This window comes from Providencia sp. LY12 (genome assembly GCF_057621555.1).
On sequence record NZ_CM172594.1, the window covers coordinates 1,007,116 to 1,023,059 of the forward strand.

Below are 15,944 nucleotides of genomic sequence, written 5' to 3' on the forward strand. Positions count from 1 at the left end.
ATTTTAATCAGAAACAATTTTACTCAGAAACAATATTTCAGAAACAACATTGAAGAGGTTATTGATATGGATTTTAGATTGAATGATGAGCAGGAACTGTTTGTCGCAGGGATCCGTGAACTGATGGCAAGTGAGAACTGGGAAAGCTATTTCGCTGAATGTGACCGCGAAAGCAAATACCCAGAGCGTTTTGTAAAAGCCTTAGCGGATATGGAAATCGATAACCTGCTGATCCCCGAAGAGCACGGTGGCTTAAATGCGGGGTTTATTACGGTTGCTGCGGTATGGATGGAATTAGGTCGCCTTGGTGCTCCTACTTATGTTCTGTACCAATTACCGGGTGGTTTTAATACGGTTCTGCGTGAAGGTACTCAAGAGCAAATCGACAAAATCATGGCGTTCCGTGGTACGGGTAAACAGATGTGGAACTCCGCTATTACTGAACCGGGCGCAGGTTCTGACGTTGGTAGTTTACAAACGACATACACTCGCCGTAATGGAAAAGTGTACTTAAATGGTAGCAAATGCTTTATCACCAGTAGTGCGTACACCCCATACATCGTGGTGATGAGCCGCGATGCGGATTCACCGGATAAACCTGTTTTCACTGAGTGGTTCTTAGATATGAGCAAGCCGGGTATCAAGGTGAACAAACTTGAAAAACTGGGTCTGCGCATGGATAGCTGCTGCGAAATTACGTTCGACAACGTGGAACTTGATGAAAAAGACATGTTTGGTCGTGAAGGCAACGGCTTTAACCGTGTGAAAGAAGAGTTTGACCATGAGCGTTTCTTAGTGGCATTGACCAACTACGGTACGGCAATGTGTGCGTTTGAAGATGCGGCGCGTTATGCCAACCAACGTGTTCAATTTGGTGAAGCCATCGGTCGTTATCAATTAATTCAAGAAAAATTTGCACATATGGCGATCAAGCTCAATTCGATGCGCAACATGTTATATGAAACTGCATGGAAGAGTGACAACGGTTTAATCACCTCTGGTGATGCGGCAATGTGTAAATACTTCTGTGCAAACGCAGCATTTGCAGTTGTGGATTCAGCAATGCAAGTCCTCGGTGGTGTGGGTATTGCAGGTGAACACCGTATCGCACGTTTCTGGCGTGACCTGCGTGTGGATCGTGTATCGGGCGGTTCAGATGAAATGCAAATACTGACATTAGGTCGTAGCGTACTGAAACAGTACCGCTAATCGAGGTTTGTCGTTGATTGATCTCCTGAGATTTTCGGGAGATCACTTTAGTTTCACAGGAGATGAGAAAATGGCAGAGCATTTACCTATGCCCGAGTTTGGCCCGCTATCTGGGGTTAGGGTGGTATTTTCAGGGATTGAAATTGCAGGCCCATTTGCCGGACAAATGTTCGCAGAGTGGGGCGCAGAGGTTATTTGGATCGAAAACGTCGCATGGGCTGACACTATTCGCGTTCAACCTAACTACCCGCAACTATCTCGCCGCAATCTACGGGCGCTATCGCTGAACATCTTTAAAGATGAAGGTCGAGAAGCGTTCCTTAAACTGATGGAAACGACGGATATTTTTATCGAAGCCAGTAAAGGTCCAGCCTTTGCACGCAGAGGGATCACCGATGAATTACTGTGGGAGCACAACCCGAAGTTAGTGATCGCCCACTTATCAGGCTTCGGACAATACGGAGACCCGCAATACACCAACCTTGCGGCGTATAACACCATTGCGCAAGCATTCAGCGGTTATTTAATTCAAAACGGTGATAAAGACCAGCCAATGCCGGCATTCCCATATACCGCAGACTATTTTTCTGGCATGACCGCCACCACCTCCGCTTTAGCGGCTCTGTATAAAGTTCAAAAAACAGGTAAAGGCGAAAGTATTGATATTGCCATGTACGAAGTAATGCTGCGTATGGGGCAATATTTCATGATGGACTACTTTAACGGCGGCGAAATTTGCCCACGAATGACGAAAGGGAAAGACCCGTATTATGCCGGCTGCGGCCTCTATAGCTGTAAAGACGGTTATATCGTAATGGAGATTGTGGGTATCACTCAGATCCAAGAAATCTTCAAAGATATTGGCCTTGCTCACTTATTGGGTACACCGGAAATTCCTGAAGGTACGCAGCTCATTCACCGTGTTGAGTGTCCGTATGGTCCACTTGTTGAAGAAAAATTAGATGAGTGGCTAGGGGCGCGTGACATTGATGTGGTTTTAGCGCGTTTGGCGGAGCTGAATATTGCCAGTGCCAAGGTGCTTACCATTCCAGAATTAGAAACCAATCCACAATATATTGCCCGCGAATCTATCACCAGTTGGCAAACCATGGACGGGCGTACCTGTCGTGGTCCAAATGTGATGCCAAAATTCAAAAACAATCCGGGGCAAATCTGGCGCGGCATGCCATCTCACGGCATGGACACGTCGGATATTCTGCAAAACATTGGTTATAACGAAAATGAGATTAGGGGGCTGGTCGAGAAAGGGCTGGCTAAAATTGTTGAGTAATTCAATGACTATTCAGTTCAATCATTCCTGTTGGGCTGAATAGACATTAGGGAAATGATGGGATAACAATTAATGGATGTAATCGGTAAACAAAATTTGCGTCAAATGTGGGATGATTTTGCGAAAACTCACGTCAATAAAAAGGCGCTTATCTTTGAATCCTGTGATGGCGATGTGCGTGAATTCAGCTATTTAGAAATGAATCAGCAGATTAACCGCACTGCCAACCTCTTTTTAAGCTATGGCATCCAAAAAGGGGATAAAGTTGCGTTACATTTAGATAATTGCCCAGAGTTTTTCTTTTGCTGGTTTGGTCTTGCCAAAATTGGGGCGATCATGGTGCCGGTCAATGCGCGATTTAAGTACGAAGAGAGCGCGTGGATCATCCAAAACTGCCAACCTCGGCTGGTTGTCACTCGTCCCCATTTTGCCGATATTTACCAAACTCTTGTTGATGACAAAGCAACAGCGCTCGAACATATCTTCTTAATTTCAGACACCCAATTACCAACGCAGCAAGGTATAACTGACTTTACCGTTGAACTAGCTCAACAATCGATTGTGCTGGCGGAGCAGGTTGAACTCAGTGTGGATGATACTGCCGAAATTCTATTTACCTCAGGGACGACCTCTAAACCAAAAGGGGTCATTATCACCCACTATAATCTGCGCTTTGCTGGTTATTACTCCTCTTGGCAATGTGCATTACGTTCTGATGATGTCTATTTGACGGTGATGCCCGCTTTTCATATCGATTGCCAATGCACAGCGGCTATGGCGGCATTTTCCGCTGGGGCAACCTTTGTTCTCCTTGAGAAATACAGTGCTCGGCGTTTCTGGCAACAGATTGTGAAGCATCGCGCGACAGTGGCGGAGCTGATCCCAATGATGATCCGCACCTTAATGAGTCAACCGGTTGCCGACAATGAGCAAGCACACTGTTTACGGGAAGTGATGTTCTATCTCAATTTAAGTGATAAAGAAAAGCAGCAGTTTATGGAACGTTTTGCCGTGACGCAGTTTCTCACTTCGTATGGCATGACTGAAACTATTGTTGGGCTGATTGGTGATAGACCCGGGGATGAACGGCGCTGGCCGTCCATTGGACGCCCCGGATTTGGTTATCAAGCTCAAATTCGAGATAAACATAATCAACCGTTAAAAACCGGCGAAATTGGCGAGCTATGTGTAAAAGGCGAGCGGGGTAAAACCTTATTTAAAGCCTATTACAACAATCCAGAAGCCACAGAGAAAACCTTTGATAGTGAAGGGTGGATGCACACTGGCGATTTTGCTTATCAAGACGAAGATGGATTTTTCTACTTTGTTGATCGTAGTAGCAATATGGTCAAACGCGGCGGGGAAAATGTCTCTTGTAGTGAAATTGAGAACATCATTGCGTCCCATCCGGCGGTTGCAGATGTCGCGGTTATCGGTGTGATGGATGCCATTCGTGATGAAGCTATCAAAGCGTTTATCGTGCTGGAGGAGGGAACTACGCTAACTCAAGAAGAGTTTTTCGCCTTCTGTGAAACGAAAATGGCGAAGTTCAAAGTGCCTTCATTGGTAGAAGTCCGTCAAGGTTTGCCTCGTAATTGCTCTGGTAAGGTGCTGAAAAAACATCTGAAATAATCGAATAACAACCTAAAGGTTTAAACTATGAGCGAATCATTAAAAGTTACCCGTCATGGTGCCGTGCTAGAAATTGTACTCGATAGACCTAAAGCCAACGCCATTGATGCAAAAACCAGTTTTAAAATGGGAGAAGTTTTCCTTAATTTCCGTGATGACCCAACGCTGAGAGTAGCCATTATTACGGGGGCTGGAGAACGTTTTTTCTCTGCGGGATGGGATTTAAAATCTGCGGCGGAAGGGGAAGCCCCTGATGCTGATTTTGGTCCGGGTGGTTTCGCGGGGTTAACCGAGATTTTCAACTTAAATAAACCCGTGATCGCGGCAGTAAACGGTTATGCGTTTGGCGGTGGTTTTGAGCTAGCGCTAGCGGCAGATATGATTATCTGCTCTGAAAATGCCAGTTTCGCGCTACCTGAAGCGCAATTAGGTATTGTGCCTGATAGCGGCGGCGTTCTGCGCTTACCAAAAATTCTGCCTGCGCCTATCGTCAATGAAATGGTGATGACAGGGCGCCGAATGGATGCTCAAGAAGCGCTGCGTTGGGGTATTGCGAATGAAGTGGTGCCTATCGAGAATTTAATGGATAAAGCGCGAGAGCTGGCTGAAAAAATCACACAAAGCGCACCGCTAGCCGTTGCTGCACTGAAAGAAATTTTCCGTACAACCGGAGAATTAACGGTGGAAGAGGGCTATAAATTGATGCGCAGTGGTGTGTTAGAAAACTACCCGGCTGTATTGCACTCCGAAGATGCAACGGAAGGTCCTTTAGCATTCTCAGAGAAGCGTGAGCCAAATTGGACAGGGCGCTAATCCTACCAGTGATTGGATGACTGTGAGGTGATTATGAGTTTTTATAGCTTTGAAGGGGTGACACCCGTGGTGCATCCAACGGCCTACGTTCATCCTTCCGCCGTGGTGATTGGTGATGTCATTATTGGTGCCGATGTGTTTGTGGGTCCAAATGCCTCATTACGGGGGGATTATGGGCGCCTAACCATCGAAAAAGGGGCGAATATTCAAGACGGTTGCATCATGCATGGTTACAGTGATGTTGAGACTATTGTGCGGGAATCTGGACATATTGGTCATGGCTCAATTTTACATGGTTGTATTATTGGGCGTGATGCACTGGTCGGCATGAATAGCGTAGTGATGGATGGCGCTGTCATCGGTGACGAGAGCATTATTGGTGCGATGAGTTTCGTTAAGGCGGGTTTTCAAGGTGAGCCAAGACAAATGTTGATCGGCGCACCTGCGCGTTTTTTTCGCCATGTGAGCGATGAAGAGCTTCATTGGAAACAGCTAAATACCAAAGAGTATCAAGATTTAGCGGGACGTTATCTTCAAAGTTTAGAGGAAGCCATACCGTTAACTGAGATAGAGCAGAATCGCCCTCGGTTGCAGGGAACCACGGATGTCAAACCGAAAGGTCAATGATACCAATGTGCAAAAATCGTCAATAATACTTTGTCAGTAACCTCAACGCAGGCTTTAAGCCTGCGTTTTTTCGTTATGGCGTCGATGAAAATAATACTAACGACGCTGGGCTTTAGATAGCATCCACTGCCATTTCTGCTCACGATTAAGTTCTGTTGGTGGGACGAGATTGGTTTTCACTGGTGACTCAATCGTCATTTTCTCGGAAGTGTAATTTTTTAGTCGCGAATAAAGCTGGCTATCAATTTTAGTCACTTTAATCAGCCGTTGGCATTGGCAGCCTCGTCCCGATAATTTATTCGGGATCATTTTGACTTCACACTGTATTTCAGCCACATCTGAAAGAATATAAGAGACAATATTCACCGCATTGGTATGCGGAATTTCAAAGTTATTCGAGATTTCTCTGGCGGTGATCCAGCGACCCTGTTTCATTACCCAGTTTGCAATGGATAAATACATCGGGCTTTTCACTGATTCTTTACACATAAGCGCTCCTTCAGCTCATTGCTTAAAAGTGATTAAGGCAATAAGAAACTATACGCCAATCTTGTTGTTATGATGTCTTGTATATTTATTAGACTATAAATAGCCATGATTAATGATTAAAAGTTGGTTAAAAACGTTGAGAGAAGATTAACTCTGGGTTGTTTTTTTGTTGTTTACCAATAAGTTACAAAACAACTTTTATCATATAGTTATTTATACGCTATAAAATCAACGCAAATGTGGAGCTAAATCAAATAAGATCTGAATTTATGAAATTTAGATTAAGTTAAGGTGATTGCTGAGTAGATTGGGGTTGAATCAGTTTGGAAAGGCTAAAAAGCAAAAACCCGCCACTAGGGCGGGTTCTTTAAATAGTGGTGCCGGACTCGGAATCGACTTTTCATTATAACTGGTTGTATTTAAATCTATTAATTGAATTTGATTTTATTTATACCCTCTTTTGTACCCTCGGTCCGTTTGGTGGGTTTTGTTGAGCACGGTTGGGGCGATAGAGCGCAGCAAATAGATTGGTTTTTTGCACAGATGACAGGTGTAATTATAACGTATTCGAATCCTTTTTAAGTATACATTTAATGGGGATCATGTTCATGTTAATTGTTTCTAGTATGAATCATGGTATTGCCAATTTGACATGTTTAATGATGTCTTATTGTGTCATTTTTGTTTAATTCCTCAATGTCTAATTCAGTTAAGATCCAACGGTTTGATATGTGCCATTGAATACTAATCAAAGTGGAAGTAGGCTTAATTTATCCATCCAATATAGGATAAACTCAAAGTGATCAGTACTTATTCAATTCAAAGTCACACACATGACACACGCATAAGGGCCATCTCTGTCTTGGCGACGTTCAACATAAACAGCTAACACGCCACGACAATCTGGCACCTCCTTACCAATATAATGCTCGCTATTACCAACCCATTTATACTTTCCCCTACAATAACGAGCAAGGCGAGAGCCTAAATGTTGCTGATGGATCTTCATTGCTGCGGATTTACGGATGATATTCATGGTTCACCTCATACTAAGCCATGCTCAGCGAAAGAGAAGATTTGCTGACCACCGATGATCAGATGGTCAAGCACTCGTACTTCAATTAGCTGCAATGCTTTTATTAATTGTTGCGTGATAGATTTATCCGCTTGGCTTGGCGTGATATCGCCTGACGGATGGTTGTGTGCAAAGATAACGGCAGCAGCATTAAAATGAAGTGCTCGTTTGACGACTTCACGAGGATAAACCTGTGTGCTGCTAATCGAGCCAGCAAACAGGGTTTCACTGCTTATCAACTGATTTTGTTGATTCAAGTAGAGCACAATAAACGCTTCACGCTCTAATGCTGACATTTTTAGCCGTAACCAATTCCTCACATTTTGCGTTGATGTAAAAGCAATACCCGGTTCACGCAGATACTTATCCAGTATGGTCAACGCACGTTTGATAGTACGTTGTTCATTAGGAAGCAGTGTTAAGGTATTCGTATAAGTATTGATACTCTCCATCGTTAATATCTCCATCATTACGAGGCTAGTTGAAGCATATTTTCAGCCATCACCCACAAGGCTCGGTTAAGCTTCACATCACCATCAATCCCATTCACTGAACGCGTGCGAGCGCGTTTACCTTTCGCATTTCTGCCTGATAATCCCCCTTTAATTAAATTTTCTTGCAAACGTTGGTACACCGTCCAAAGATCGTCCTTCTTATCTTCTACACGGCGTGGCTGTAATACTTGCGCTTCGGTGATCGGCTGATGCTCTTCACCATAACGATATGTGAGAGCAGATTGAGCAAAGATGTGTTGGGCTGGTGGCGGTAATAATAGGGACTGCATGGCATCACGTTGCTCATCCATGCGTTCAAATAGCCCTAATACTTCATAAGCCCCTTCAATGACTTTATTTACCACATCGCCCTTGTGCGGTACTCTCACTTCACCAAAGGTTTGTCCGCAAATTAAGCCATTCTGACAAACGAATCGGAACATCCCCGGTAACATCTGATAACTCGATGAGCCATCATGACTATTGAGCAAGATAATCTCAGGCACTTGCTGACTGGTGATTTGACCTTCACGACGTAGACGTAACATATGCTTGGTGTGCTCTCGGCGACTAGCATCACGTACACGAGTCTGGCAAGCAAAGAACGGATAGAAGCCTTCTTTTTGAAGACTATCCAATAAGGTAATAGTTGGGATGTAAGTATAACGTTCACTTCTGGATTCGTGTTTTTCTTCAGAGAACACGCTGGGTACAGTACGGAACAGTTCTTCGATAGTTAATGGGCGATCACGACGAATGCTATTCGCCGCACCAAAGCGAGAAGCTAAACGAGACATAGGGGTTCTCCTCAGTGATAACACTGATAAATTAAAATAAGATAAAGGAAATAAGTGAGGTGATAAGCTGGTGGACGCTGTATTAAAGCGTTATCAATAACTTAGCCAATTAGGTGAAAGATTTGTGCTTGCTCGGGATGTTGCATCGCATAGTCACGAAGTTGGTAAAAATACTCTACCAGCACAGAACTCTCGGTTTTAAACGACCAGATGCTATACACCATTAGACAGACTGCAATACCGGCTGCCTCCGGGCTTAACTCGGCTTCATTTCCGTTATGCGGGTTAAACATTTGCAGGGAGGGTTCGAGCATATCAGGCCAGATAAATGCGCCGCCATTAGACAGCATACTGAACTCCCAGAAGGCTCCATGATAGACCTCACACATCTTATCCATCAGATTAAAGATATCGCCTTCTAAACGCTGCCAATCAGGTACTGTGCTGAAATAGAAACGCCAGAAGGTACTACGACCACGGGAATTGACGAGGTTGGTTTTGATAACCGTTGATTCTTGCTCTTGTAAGGTAAACATAATAGAACTCCAATTCAGTCGATATTGATAGACAGTAATAAGCAAAAAAGCCCTACACCTTGCGGTGCAGAGCTTTCTAGAAATGATAGGTATATTGAGTATCATTTTTAGTGACTCATTCTGATGATTGATTCACTAAAATAATATAGATATAAAAATAAATGTAAGTTAATTAATGGGTTAGTCTGATGATGCTTTTATAATGAATCAGATAATACGAAGGCGTAAATAAGGACGTGGTTAATCGATTAGATGGAATATGGCGGAACGTTCTGGGTGTTGCGCCGCATAATCATGCAATTGATAAAAGCGATCGACGAGGATGTCACTTTCCGTTTGAAATGACCATAAACTGTACATCATCAAACACACGGCAATGCCTGCGGCTTCACAACTGACGTTGGCTTCGTTACCGTTATGTGGGTTGAACAGCGTCAGTGTCTCTTGAGGTAAATCGGGATAAATAAAGGCGCCACCATTAGATAAGGTGCAATATTCCCAATACCCACCCAGATAGTCATCACAAAACTGCCCCATAGTGGTAAAGATGACCACTTCAAAGGTGGTTCAGCCTTTCACGCTTCCGAAGTGGTTGCTCCAAAAATCCAGGCGTTGCTCATCGGGAACGAGTGTCATTGTAATTGCACATTCAGTTGAATTATTCATCAGTTGATACTCCAAGAAAAAGAAATAAAAAAGCGCCAATCCTGTTAAGGACTGACGCTGAGAGTGATAATTAATGGGGTAATGTAAGAGGTTAAAAGAACAGGCTCCACAGGGATTTAGCGACGGATACGATACTGTTTTTAACGGTGCTAATCGTACTTCTTATCAATGGTGGCAAGGGAATGATATTGATTAAGGTATCCACAATATCACTGACACATTGACCAAAATCGTTACGGGCGGCGTTCTCCACCGATTGCGTCCGGTAAGGGGTGTTCAGTTGCCTAGCTACCCCGCTACTGGCTTGCGCCGGTAACGCCTGTATGAGTTGCTCTGCTAATTCAGTGAGCTGATAATTTTCGACCGCAGAAACAGTCATCACAGGATGATGTGGCTTAAAGGCGGTTATGACGGTTTGTTGTTTTAATTTTAAGTTAGCGACTTGCTCTGAGGATGGCAGGTGGTTGTGTTCATCCCACTGGCGACAAGGCTCTATTTTATCAGCTTGGTTCAAGACAAACAAAAATTGATTAGGGGGATAACCGCATTCCTTCGTGAGAAAGCGATAGCATTGCTCATCGGAAGACCAAGCTCGGTCATCGGCTTTAAGCACCCAGATGATTAAATCCAGTTCGGATAATAAGTTACGATAGAGTTGATAGTATTTTCTATCTCGTTGAAGGCTTTCCCCCACACCGGGTAAATCTACAAAAGTGAGAGTATGGTTGTTCATCGTTATGCTGAAGCGCTGGGCTTGCCGTGTGCAGCCAGAGACATTACTGACGGGCGATAGGGCAGATTGGAATAGGGCGTTGATTAAACTGGATTTTCCAGCCCCTGTTTTACCCATCAGACCGATGGTGGGGGAGTAGTTGATGAGTTTATTCAAATGGGATAAAAACACATCCTTAGCCCCTTTAGGGAGGAAAAGAAAATGATTCTCGAGTTTATTCATCGTTGCAACCTTAATATATGTTAAGTTCGCATAGATGATATATATTTGAAATTTATTTCATTTTTTCATATTCATCAATAATGAAGCTATTCAACCATTCCGACGCGGGTACACCATAATTAAGGGCTAACTCTGTCAATTTAGTTCTTGCTTCTGCTGAAAGTTGAATATCTTTCGGTGATTTTTTTGGCCTTACCGAACCTTTTGATTGGCTAGTTGTTCTGTGTTTTCGCTCATTTCGAGCTAGGAGTAATTTTTTATAACGGTTATCTCTTTCCTCTTGGGGTGGTTGCCATAAATAAAAACCAGTCACAATGTAAAGATACAGCTCTTCATTATCTTGATATTGAGTTTTATCTATTACTCTGCTCTTGATTAGGTAGTTATAGACCCACTCGCAAGTTTTACTATCAGACGCTTTTAACCAATCAAAATATCTGTAACGGCAGGTCTTTTTGACTAAGTCATTTCTCAAATAGTCAAGCATTCTATAAATATCAGTAACATAATCTGGGTAGTTATAAGCATTAAGTTTTGTAACAACAAAGTTAATATATTCGATACTTTCAACATATCGCCCTTCATGGCTCTTCGGCTCAAAAAGAAATTTCTTGTCGAAAAAATCATTCGTTACTGTTTTTATAACACGACTAAAATCGTACTTAACCGTGAGATCTTTTAAATAATTTCGTGTTTTAAACATATAAAAATTAGCGTCTTTGCTGTTGCTCAACACACGCCATATGAGGTAACAAAAAACTTTATTCTTTCTCATATAACCATAAACTTCGTTCTCTATATATGAATAATTCATCGTCATGAAAGCCTCATTTTTTTATAGATTAAAACATGATAAGTATTTTATTTTACAATAATAAAATACTATTGAAACTACCAATATATAGCTAATTAAAATACATTTTTTTTCATGATTTAATCGTGATATTCATACTTTATCATTCCTCATCTTTAAAGGGTTATGCATAGATTATTAGGCTTATACTAGTACAATAATATTGTATTTATTGATAAGCATACTAAAAAAATAATTCTAATGTTGTGAAAGTGACACTGTTATCCATTTTTTCGTTAGAAAATTAATATCAGAGTACTTCTTAATGAGATGAGTCATCTGAGCCTCTGACTAACAGGACTTCCGTGTGTAAAAACGGTGCTGGTATAGTTATATATTTAGTAGGGTAAGAATGGCATTTTATAGGCCTAAAGATCACTCAAGCAATCTTGACTAACTTATCTATTTTTTACATCCATCGAACTAGATATGACTTAAAAACCATAAGGAATAAATCATGTCTAGCTATACCTACAATGAGGACTATCTTCGTAAGATAGATAGCACTATCCATAAATCACTCCTCACCAATAATCGTGTCACAGCTATTCGCGTCGATTTACGCTTCCCATCATCGACAACTTATTACCGTGAGGACTCAACAGTCATAACTCGCTTCATTGAATCCCTGAAAGCCAAAATAGATGCAGACCTAAAACGCAAAAATAAAGTATGGGATCGTAATTATTCATGCCCCTTATCTTATGTTTGGGTCAGAGAGTTTGGTGAGATCAGTTGTCGGAAACATTATCACTTGTTGCTACTAGTCAATAAGGACGTCTATTGGAGTTTAGGTGATTACACTAGAACGGAAGGAACGCTTTATGCATTAGTACAACAAGCATGGTGTAGTGCAATTGGTGTTAACTACCCTGCGGAGCGTTATTTAGTTCATATCCCAGACAATGCTGTTACTTGGCTAGATAACAATAATGCTAACAATGAAAGTACGATATTCGAATTAAACCAACGCTGTCGTTACTTAGCCAAAGAACATACAAAATATTATGGTGATGGTGAGCGTTCTTTTGGATGCAGCCGTTAATCTACCAATAAAAAACATGAGGGGGATATCTTTTGGAAGAGAGATATCCCTAAACACTTATCGATATCCCTTCTGCCTTTTGACTTTAAAGACAGGAGTTCAATAATGAATACTCAAGCTATCCCCTTATTAGATGACCAATTCGTTGATATGAAGTTTATAACTCGCCTAACCGGCTTGACGGATAAATGGTTTTACAAATTAATCCAAGAGGGGGAGTTTCCTAAACCCATCAAACTGGGGCGTAGCTCTCGTTGGTTAAAAAGTGAAGTGGAGCAATGGCTGCAAGCGCGTCTTGTGGCTTCTCGGTATTAACCCTTTCGAAGTCAACATATTCAATTTAACCCCAATTTGTTGTATGAATTAATTTATGGAGTACCGAGAGTATGAAAAAGCTGCCCGCTCGTTATGAAGAGTTATTGAGTTATTATCAACGTTGGTTAAATGGGTATACGAAGTTGTCCATTTGCCAAGGTATGTGTCATTCACTCATTCAAAATAGCCACTATTTGATGGTGTCGTACATTCGTTTTTCGAGTCATGAAGCCTGCCAGGTGGCGGTTATTCCTGCTCGTCTCTATCGACTGGTGTATGGCAATGCCTACCCTGACAAGCTCACCGAAGAAGAGGATTTAAACCTGAGTTTTCATATTGATGAACGGCTGTTACGCTACCACCCTATGCTGGAAGGTATACTGCTGAGTGAATGTGAGCGTCTTAAACAGCATTCCTTTGCGAACAAATTAATCAGTTTATTTCAGCAATTTAATGATCCGGAAATACGACCGAAATTGGTCTGGTTATGTTGGTATGATTTGCAGTTAGGGTCACCATTAGACGATTGGAACCATACACTTAAGTTGAAATCCAAAGAACAACTCGTGGAATGGGTGATTGATAGGCAAGCCGAAAATTGGGGATTAACAACTATTATGGATGAATATGTATTGTTCAGCCGATAAAATACGGATGCACAATATGGAGAGCAACATGAACAATATCATTAATGTACGGCTATCTAAGATATGCTGATGTTCTTTCTCATGATAAATCTCATATCTGATAACGTCATGCCTTCACTTCAGACACTTTTGTAATTACCTTGCGGATGGCAATCAATCAGGCAAACTGATGTCACTGCTATATGCATAACCGTCTTCAGTGGCTTAACTCATGGTGTTGTCGAAGGTAATGAATCCACTGACATGAAAATCCTCCTAAGTTGCATAATATCCACCTTTTATCTGTTGTTAACAGGGCACGTATAACTCCATATGTGAGTATTCATGTCTATTTAAAATAATAAAATAAATAGATAAAAAATATTGCTGGGTTACTTCCGTCATTCCGCACCTAATTTTCTGATTTTTGGTGCTTGACACAGATCCGCCTGTTTGATCTATTACTACTATTTGGCGGCAGCATTATGGCAACTCCTTCTTATCGCATTAAAAACCTCGATCATTTGGGCCTAGTGGCAGGAATGTGCCGTGAATTGGGACTGGCCCTAATGGTCGATGCCATTATACCGAAGCAAGGAGATTATCAAGTCTCGCATGGTGAAGCCTTGGTGGCCATGATCATCAATGGTCTGGGATTTCACAGTCGCACTCTGCACATGTTTCCTCAGTTTTTTGCCGATAAACTTACCGAACGCCTGCTCCACCCCGGTATTCAGCCCGAACATCTCAATGATGATGCTTTGGGTCGTTGTCTCGATGCGCTGTTCGAGACCGATGTTTCCGCGCTTTATCAGGTCATGGCTGAGCTGGTCGTCGCCCGGCTGGGGTTGAACAGCACCGCCGTCCCTCTCGATATCACCAGCTTGACCTTCTTCTTCCAACGAGTCAGGACACGACGGTAGCGATTCATCCAAATGTGTGTTCTCTCTACAACCCAGCGGTAAGCCTTAAAATCAGTGTTTTTGATGGCCTCTGACTCATCCTTCCGTGACTGGATATGAGGTTCATAGCGACGACTTTTCAGATACGATTCCAACCATTCCGCTTCATACCCTTTATCCATGCACAACCGGAACCTCTTGCCCTGTCAGCCCGTCTGGAGGGCATCGAGCGTATCCGCAACCAGCTTTATGTCGTATGTATTTGCTCCGGCGACAACCAGTGCAAGCGGAAGCCCGTTCCCGTCAGTCATCAGACTGCGCTTTACGCCCTGTTTCCCCCGGTCTGTAGGGGTCCTGCCTGTTTTTTGAGCCTACCAGCGGTGATTTGGTCATACAACCATCCATCAACAGCCACGACTAGTCAATAGCGTCCAACTGTTCGCAAGCAACCCGTTTTGCCAGAAGCGTTCAAATACTCCAGCATCCCGCCACTCCTGAAATCGGCGATGAGCAGAGCTTGACGAGCATATACCGGTTGCATTCAGCGCATTCCACTGGCAACCCGTCCTGAGTACGAAGAAAATGGTGTTCATTGCAGAGCGATTATCAACCCGCTTGCGGTGCGTACTCAGCGGGTGTTGATTTCTATGCCCCGGGATGAGATGAGCCTTTTTCTCCCAGAGTCCATCACTGATCTGCCACTTGTTGCCCCCCACGCTTCGCCCTCCGAAATTATCATTATGTATTATCTGACAATTCATTTTGGGATAGGTTTTAGTTATATCAACTTTTTGGTGATCTAAGAGGCCAATCTATATCAGCTGTTAGCTGAAAATAATGAAATATCAAAAGAGTGCGGAAATAAAGTTGGAGGAAGGGATTAAAAGTGTCTGGAAATATAGGGTCAAATACACTAGTCAGTCTAGGTCATCTTAAAGTTCAAGATAACTCCAATAAAATACGTTGATTTTAAATATGGACTAATTTGTCAGGATGAGTTCAGTATTACTTTGATGCTGATATACAATTAAGTGTTCATATGTGCTGTCTTCATAAAGTACTTCAGCAGTTAAATCAGAAATACTCTTATCAATAGCATTCAATAAATGCAAAATAAGCTCGAATGAAAATACCGTTTGACCTCGTTCTAATCGAGAAATATGTTGCTGGGAAAGACTTAATTTTTGACCTAGGTTTTTTCCAGACATTCCGAGCAATATTCTGTGCTTTCGAATAAACGAACCGATGCGAATATTAATGTTCAATGTATTGTATTTCATTAACACGTTTCACCTGTTTCATTGGAATGAAATATGGTTAATACCATAACTATCGGAACAAAGGCTAAATGAAATTAACCAGCAGGGAAAATAGTTTAAAACGATCGATTTAATAAAAAATAGATTTCACCAATCAATGTGCCAAGTATCGATCGTTGCAATCAATGGTTGTCATTTGAAAAAGAGTTAGTCGCTGATTTAAAATAAATTTCGCGATAAAATATAAAGTAATGTTAAGAATAATAACGTTGGTTATTAGTGAGGTGCCGACATATTAATATATATAATGAAACAAAATCTTACGATATACTCACCTGCGGCGTTTTTTAGTGGTTAAGA

The 15,944-nt window shown here is 42.2% G+C and carries 16 protein-coding genes and 3 pseudogenes; 9 read left to right on the top strand and 10 right to left on the bottom strand.

The window, feature by feature from the left end; genetic code table 11:
- Positions 1 to 66: 66 nt before the first annotated feature.
- From caiA to caiE, 5 genes are all read left to right on the top strand, one after another.
- Positions 67 to 1,209, top strand: coding sequence for a crotonobetainyl-CoA dehydrogenase (caiA, locus tag ACY3ZI_RS04470; protein ID WP_036954121.1), 1,143 nt, complete (start codon positions 67 to 69; stop codon positions 1,207 to 1,209).
- A gap of 70 nt (positions 1,210 to 1,279) precedes the next feature.
- Positions 1,280 to 2,500, top strand: coding sequence for an L-carnitine CoA-transferase (gene caiB, locus ACY3ZI_RS04475; RefSeq protein ID WP_108479453.1), 1,221 nt, complete (start codon positions 1,280 to 1,282; stop codon positions 2,498 to 2,500).
- Between the two features lie 72 nt (positions 2,501 to 2,572).
- Complete coding sequence (caiC, locus tag ACY3ZI_RS04480; protein WP_487376126.1) at positions 2,573 to 4,132, top strand: crotonobetaine/carnitine-CoA ligase; 1,560 nt, start codon at positions 2,573 to 2,575, stop codon at positions 4,130 to 4,132.
- Positions 4,133 to 4,159: 27 nt separating this feature from the next.
- Positions 4,160 to 4,945, top strand: coding sequence for a crotonobetainyl-CoA hydratase (gene caiD, locus ACY3ZI_RS04485; RefSeq protein ID WP_211886524.1), 786 nt, complete (start codon positions 4,160 to 4,162; stop codon positions 4,943 to 4,945).
- Positions 4,946 to 4,978: 33 nt separating this feature from the next.
- A complete protein-coding gene (caiE, locus tag ACY3ZI_RS04490) occupies positions 4,979 to 5,572 on the top strand; it encodes a carnitine operon protein CaiE (RefSeq protein WP_211886522.1) in 594 nt (197 codons plus the stop codon).
- Positions 5,573 to 5,668: 96 nt separating this feature from the next.
- On the opposite strand, the gene caiF is transcribed toward caiE, so the two are convergent.
- From caiF to ACY3ZI_RS04530, 8 genes and pseudogenes are all read right to left on the bottom strand, one after another.
- Positions 5,669 to 6,061 (bottom strand): carnitine metabolism transcriptional regulator CaiF, encoded by a 393-nt coding sequence (caiF, locus tag ACY3ZI_RS04495; protein WP_036954132.1) that lies wholly within the window; start codon positions 6,059 to 6,061, stop codon positions 5,669 to 5,671.
- Positions 6,062 to 6,875: 814 nt separating this feature from the next.
- Positions 6,876 to 7,097 carry a DUF987 family protein gene (locus tag ACY3ZI_RS04500; RefSeq protein ID WP_004917300.1) on the bottom strand — a complete coding sequence of 74 codons (222 nt, stop codon included), beginning with the start codon at positions 7,095 to 7,097 and terminating at the stop codon, positions 6,876 to 6,878.
- Positions 7,098 to 7,105: 8 nt separating this feature from the next.
- A complete protein-coding gene (locus ACY3ZI_RS04505) occupies positions 7,106 to 7,588 on the bottom strand; it encodes a JAB domain-containing protein (RefSeq protein WP_368875295.1) in 483 nt (160 codons plus the stop codon).
- A 17-nt stretch (positions 7,589 to 7,605) separates the two neighbouring features.
- Positions 7,606 to 8,427 carry a DUF932 domain-containing protein gene (locus ACY3ZI_RS04510; protein WP_060561440.1) on the bottom strand — a complete coding sequence of 274 codons (822 nt, stop codon included), beginning with the start codon at positions 8,425 to 8,427 and terminating at the stop codon, positions 7,606 to 7,608.
- 101 nt (positions 8,428 to 8,528) lie between these two features.
- On the bottom strand, positions 8,529 to 8,963 hold the full coding sequence (locus ACY3ZI_RS04515; protein ID WP_076914455.1) for an antirestriction protein: 435 nt from the start codon (positions 8,961 to 8,963) through the stop codon (positions 8,529 to 8,531).
- A 240-nt stretch (positions 8,964 to 9,203) separates the two neighbouring features.
- A pseudogene (locus tag ACY3ZI_RS04520) lies at positions 9,204 to 9,629 on the bottom strand (antirestriction protein).
- Positions 9,630 to 9,720: 91 nt separating this feature from the next.
- On the bottom strand, positions 9,721 to 10,584 hold the full coding sequence (locus tag ACY3ZI_RS04525) for a GTPase family protein (protein ID WP_487376131.1): 864 nt from the start codon (positions 10,582 to 10,584) through the stop codon (positions 9,721 to 9,723).
- 52 nt (positions 10,585 to 10,636) lie between these two features.
- Positions 10,637 to 11,404, bottom strand: coding sequence for a hypothetical protein (locus ACY3ZI_RS04530; RefSeq protein ID WP_487376133.1), 768 nt, complete (start codon positions 11,402 to 11,404; stop codon positions 10,637 to 10,639).
- Positions 11,405 to 11,894: 490 nt separating this feature from the next.
- On the opposite strand from ACY3ZI_RS04530, the gene ACY3ZI_RS04535 reads away from it, so the two are divergent.
- The 4 genes and pseudogenes from ACY3ZI_RS04535 to ACY3ZI_RS04550 all read left to right on the top strand — a co-directional run.
- Positions 11,895 to 12,482 (top strand): inovirus Gp2 family protein, encoded by a 588-nt coding sequence (locus ACY3ZI_RS04535; RefSeq protein WP_487376135.1) that lies wholly within the window; start codon positions 11,895 to 11,897, stop codon positions 12,480 to 12,482.
- A 105-nt stretch (positions 12,483 to 12,587) separates the two neighbouring features.
- A complete protein-coding gene (locus tag ACY3ZI_RS04540; RefSeq protein ID WP_487376137.1) occupies positions 12,588 to 12,797 on the top strand; it encodes a helix-turn-helix transcriptional regulator in 210 nt (69 codons plus the stop codon).
- Between the two features lie 71 nt (positions 12,798 to 12,868).
- Complete coding sequence (locus tag ACY3ZI_RS04545) at positions 12,869 to 13,444, top strand: hypothetical protein (RefSeq protein ID WP_487376138.1); 576 nt, start codon at positions 12,869 to 12,871, stop codon at positions 13,442 to 13,444.
- 464 nt (positions 13,445 to 13,908) lie between these two features.
- A pseudogene (locus ACY3ZI_RS04550) lies at positions 13,909 to 14,307 on the top strand (DUF4277 domain-containing protein); the annotation flags it as partial.
- Here ACY3ZI_RS04550 and ACY3ZI_RS04555 read toward each other — a convergent pair.
- Positions 14,307 to 15,041, bottom strand: a pseudogene (locus ACY3ZI_RS04555) (IS5 family transposase); the annotation flags it as partial. The pseudogenes ACY3ZI_RS04550 and ACY3ZI_RS04555 overlap by 1 nt on opposite strands.
- 264 nt (positions 15,042 to 15,305) lie before the next feature.
- Positions 15,306 to 15,605, bottom strand: a complete 300-nt coding sequence (locus ACY3ZI_RS04560; protein ID WP_487376140.1) for a helix-turn-helix domain-containing protein — start codon at positions 15,603 to 15,605, stop codon at positions 15,306 to 15,308.
- Positions 15,606 to 15,944: the final 339 nt, after the last annotated feature.

Coding starts and splice junctions, on each gene's coding strand:
- caiA (WP_036954121.1), top strand. CDS start 67: ATGGATTTTAGATTGAATGATGAGCAGGAACTGTTTGTCGCAGGGATC.
- caiB (WP_108479453.1), top strand. CDS start 1,280: ATGGCAGAGCATTTACCTATGCCCGAGTTTGGCCCGCTATCTGGGGTT.
- caiC (WP_487376126.1), top strand. CDS start 2,573: ATGGATGTAATCGGTAAACAAAATTTGCGTCAAATGTGGGATGATTTT.
- caiD (WP_211886524.1), top strand. CDS start 4,160: ATGAGCGAATCATTAAAAGTTACCCGTCATGGTGCCGTGCTAGAAATT.
- caiE (WP_211886522.1), top strand. CDS start 4,979: ATGAGTTTTTATAGCTTTGAAGGGGTGACACCCGTGGTGCATCCAACG.
- caiF (WP_036954132.1), bottom strand. CDS start 6,061: ATGTGTAAAGAATCAGTGAAAAGCCCGATGTATTTATCCATTGCAAAC.
- ACY3ZI_RS04500 (WP_004917300.1), bottom strand. CDS start 7,097: ATGAATATCATCCGTAAATCCGCAGCAATGAAGATCCATCAGCAACAT.
- ACY3ZI_RS04505 (WP_368875295.1), bottom strand. CDS start 7,588: ATGGAGAGTATCAATACTTATACGAATACCTTAACACTGCTTCCTAAT.
- ACY3ZI_RS04510 (WP_060561440.1), bottom strand. CDS start 8,427: ATGTCTCGTTTAGCTTCTCGCTTTGGTGCGGCGAATAGCATTCGTCGT.
- ACY3ZI_RS04515 (WP_076914455.1), bottom strand. CDS start 8,963: ATGTTTACCTTACAAGAGCAAGAATCAACGGTTATCAAAACCAACCTC.
- ACY3ZI_RS04525 (WP_487376131.1), bottom strand. CDS start 10,584: ATGAATAAACTCGAGAATCATTTTCTTTTCCTCCCTAAAGGGGCTAAG.
- ACY3ZI_RS04530 (WP_487376133.1), bottom strand. CDS start 11,404: ATGACGATGAATTATTCATATATAGAGAACGAAGTTTATGGTTATATG.
- ACY3ZI_RS04535 (WP_487376135.1), top strand. CDS start 11,895: ATGTCTAGCTATACCTACAATGAGGACTATCTTCGTAAGATAGATAGC.
- ACY3ZI_RS04540 (WP_487376137.1), top strand. CDS start 12,588: ATGAATACTCAAGCTATCCCCTTATTAGATGACCAATTCGTTGATATG.
- ACY3ZI_RS04545 (WP_487376138.1), top strand. CDS start 12,869: ATGAAAAAGCTGCCCGCTCGTTATGAAGAGTTATTGAGTTATTATCAA.
- ACY3ZI_RS04560 (WP_487376140.1), bottom strand. CDS start 15,605: ATGAAATACAATACATTGAACATTAATATTCGCATCGGTTCGTTTATT.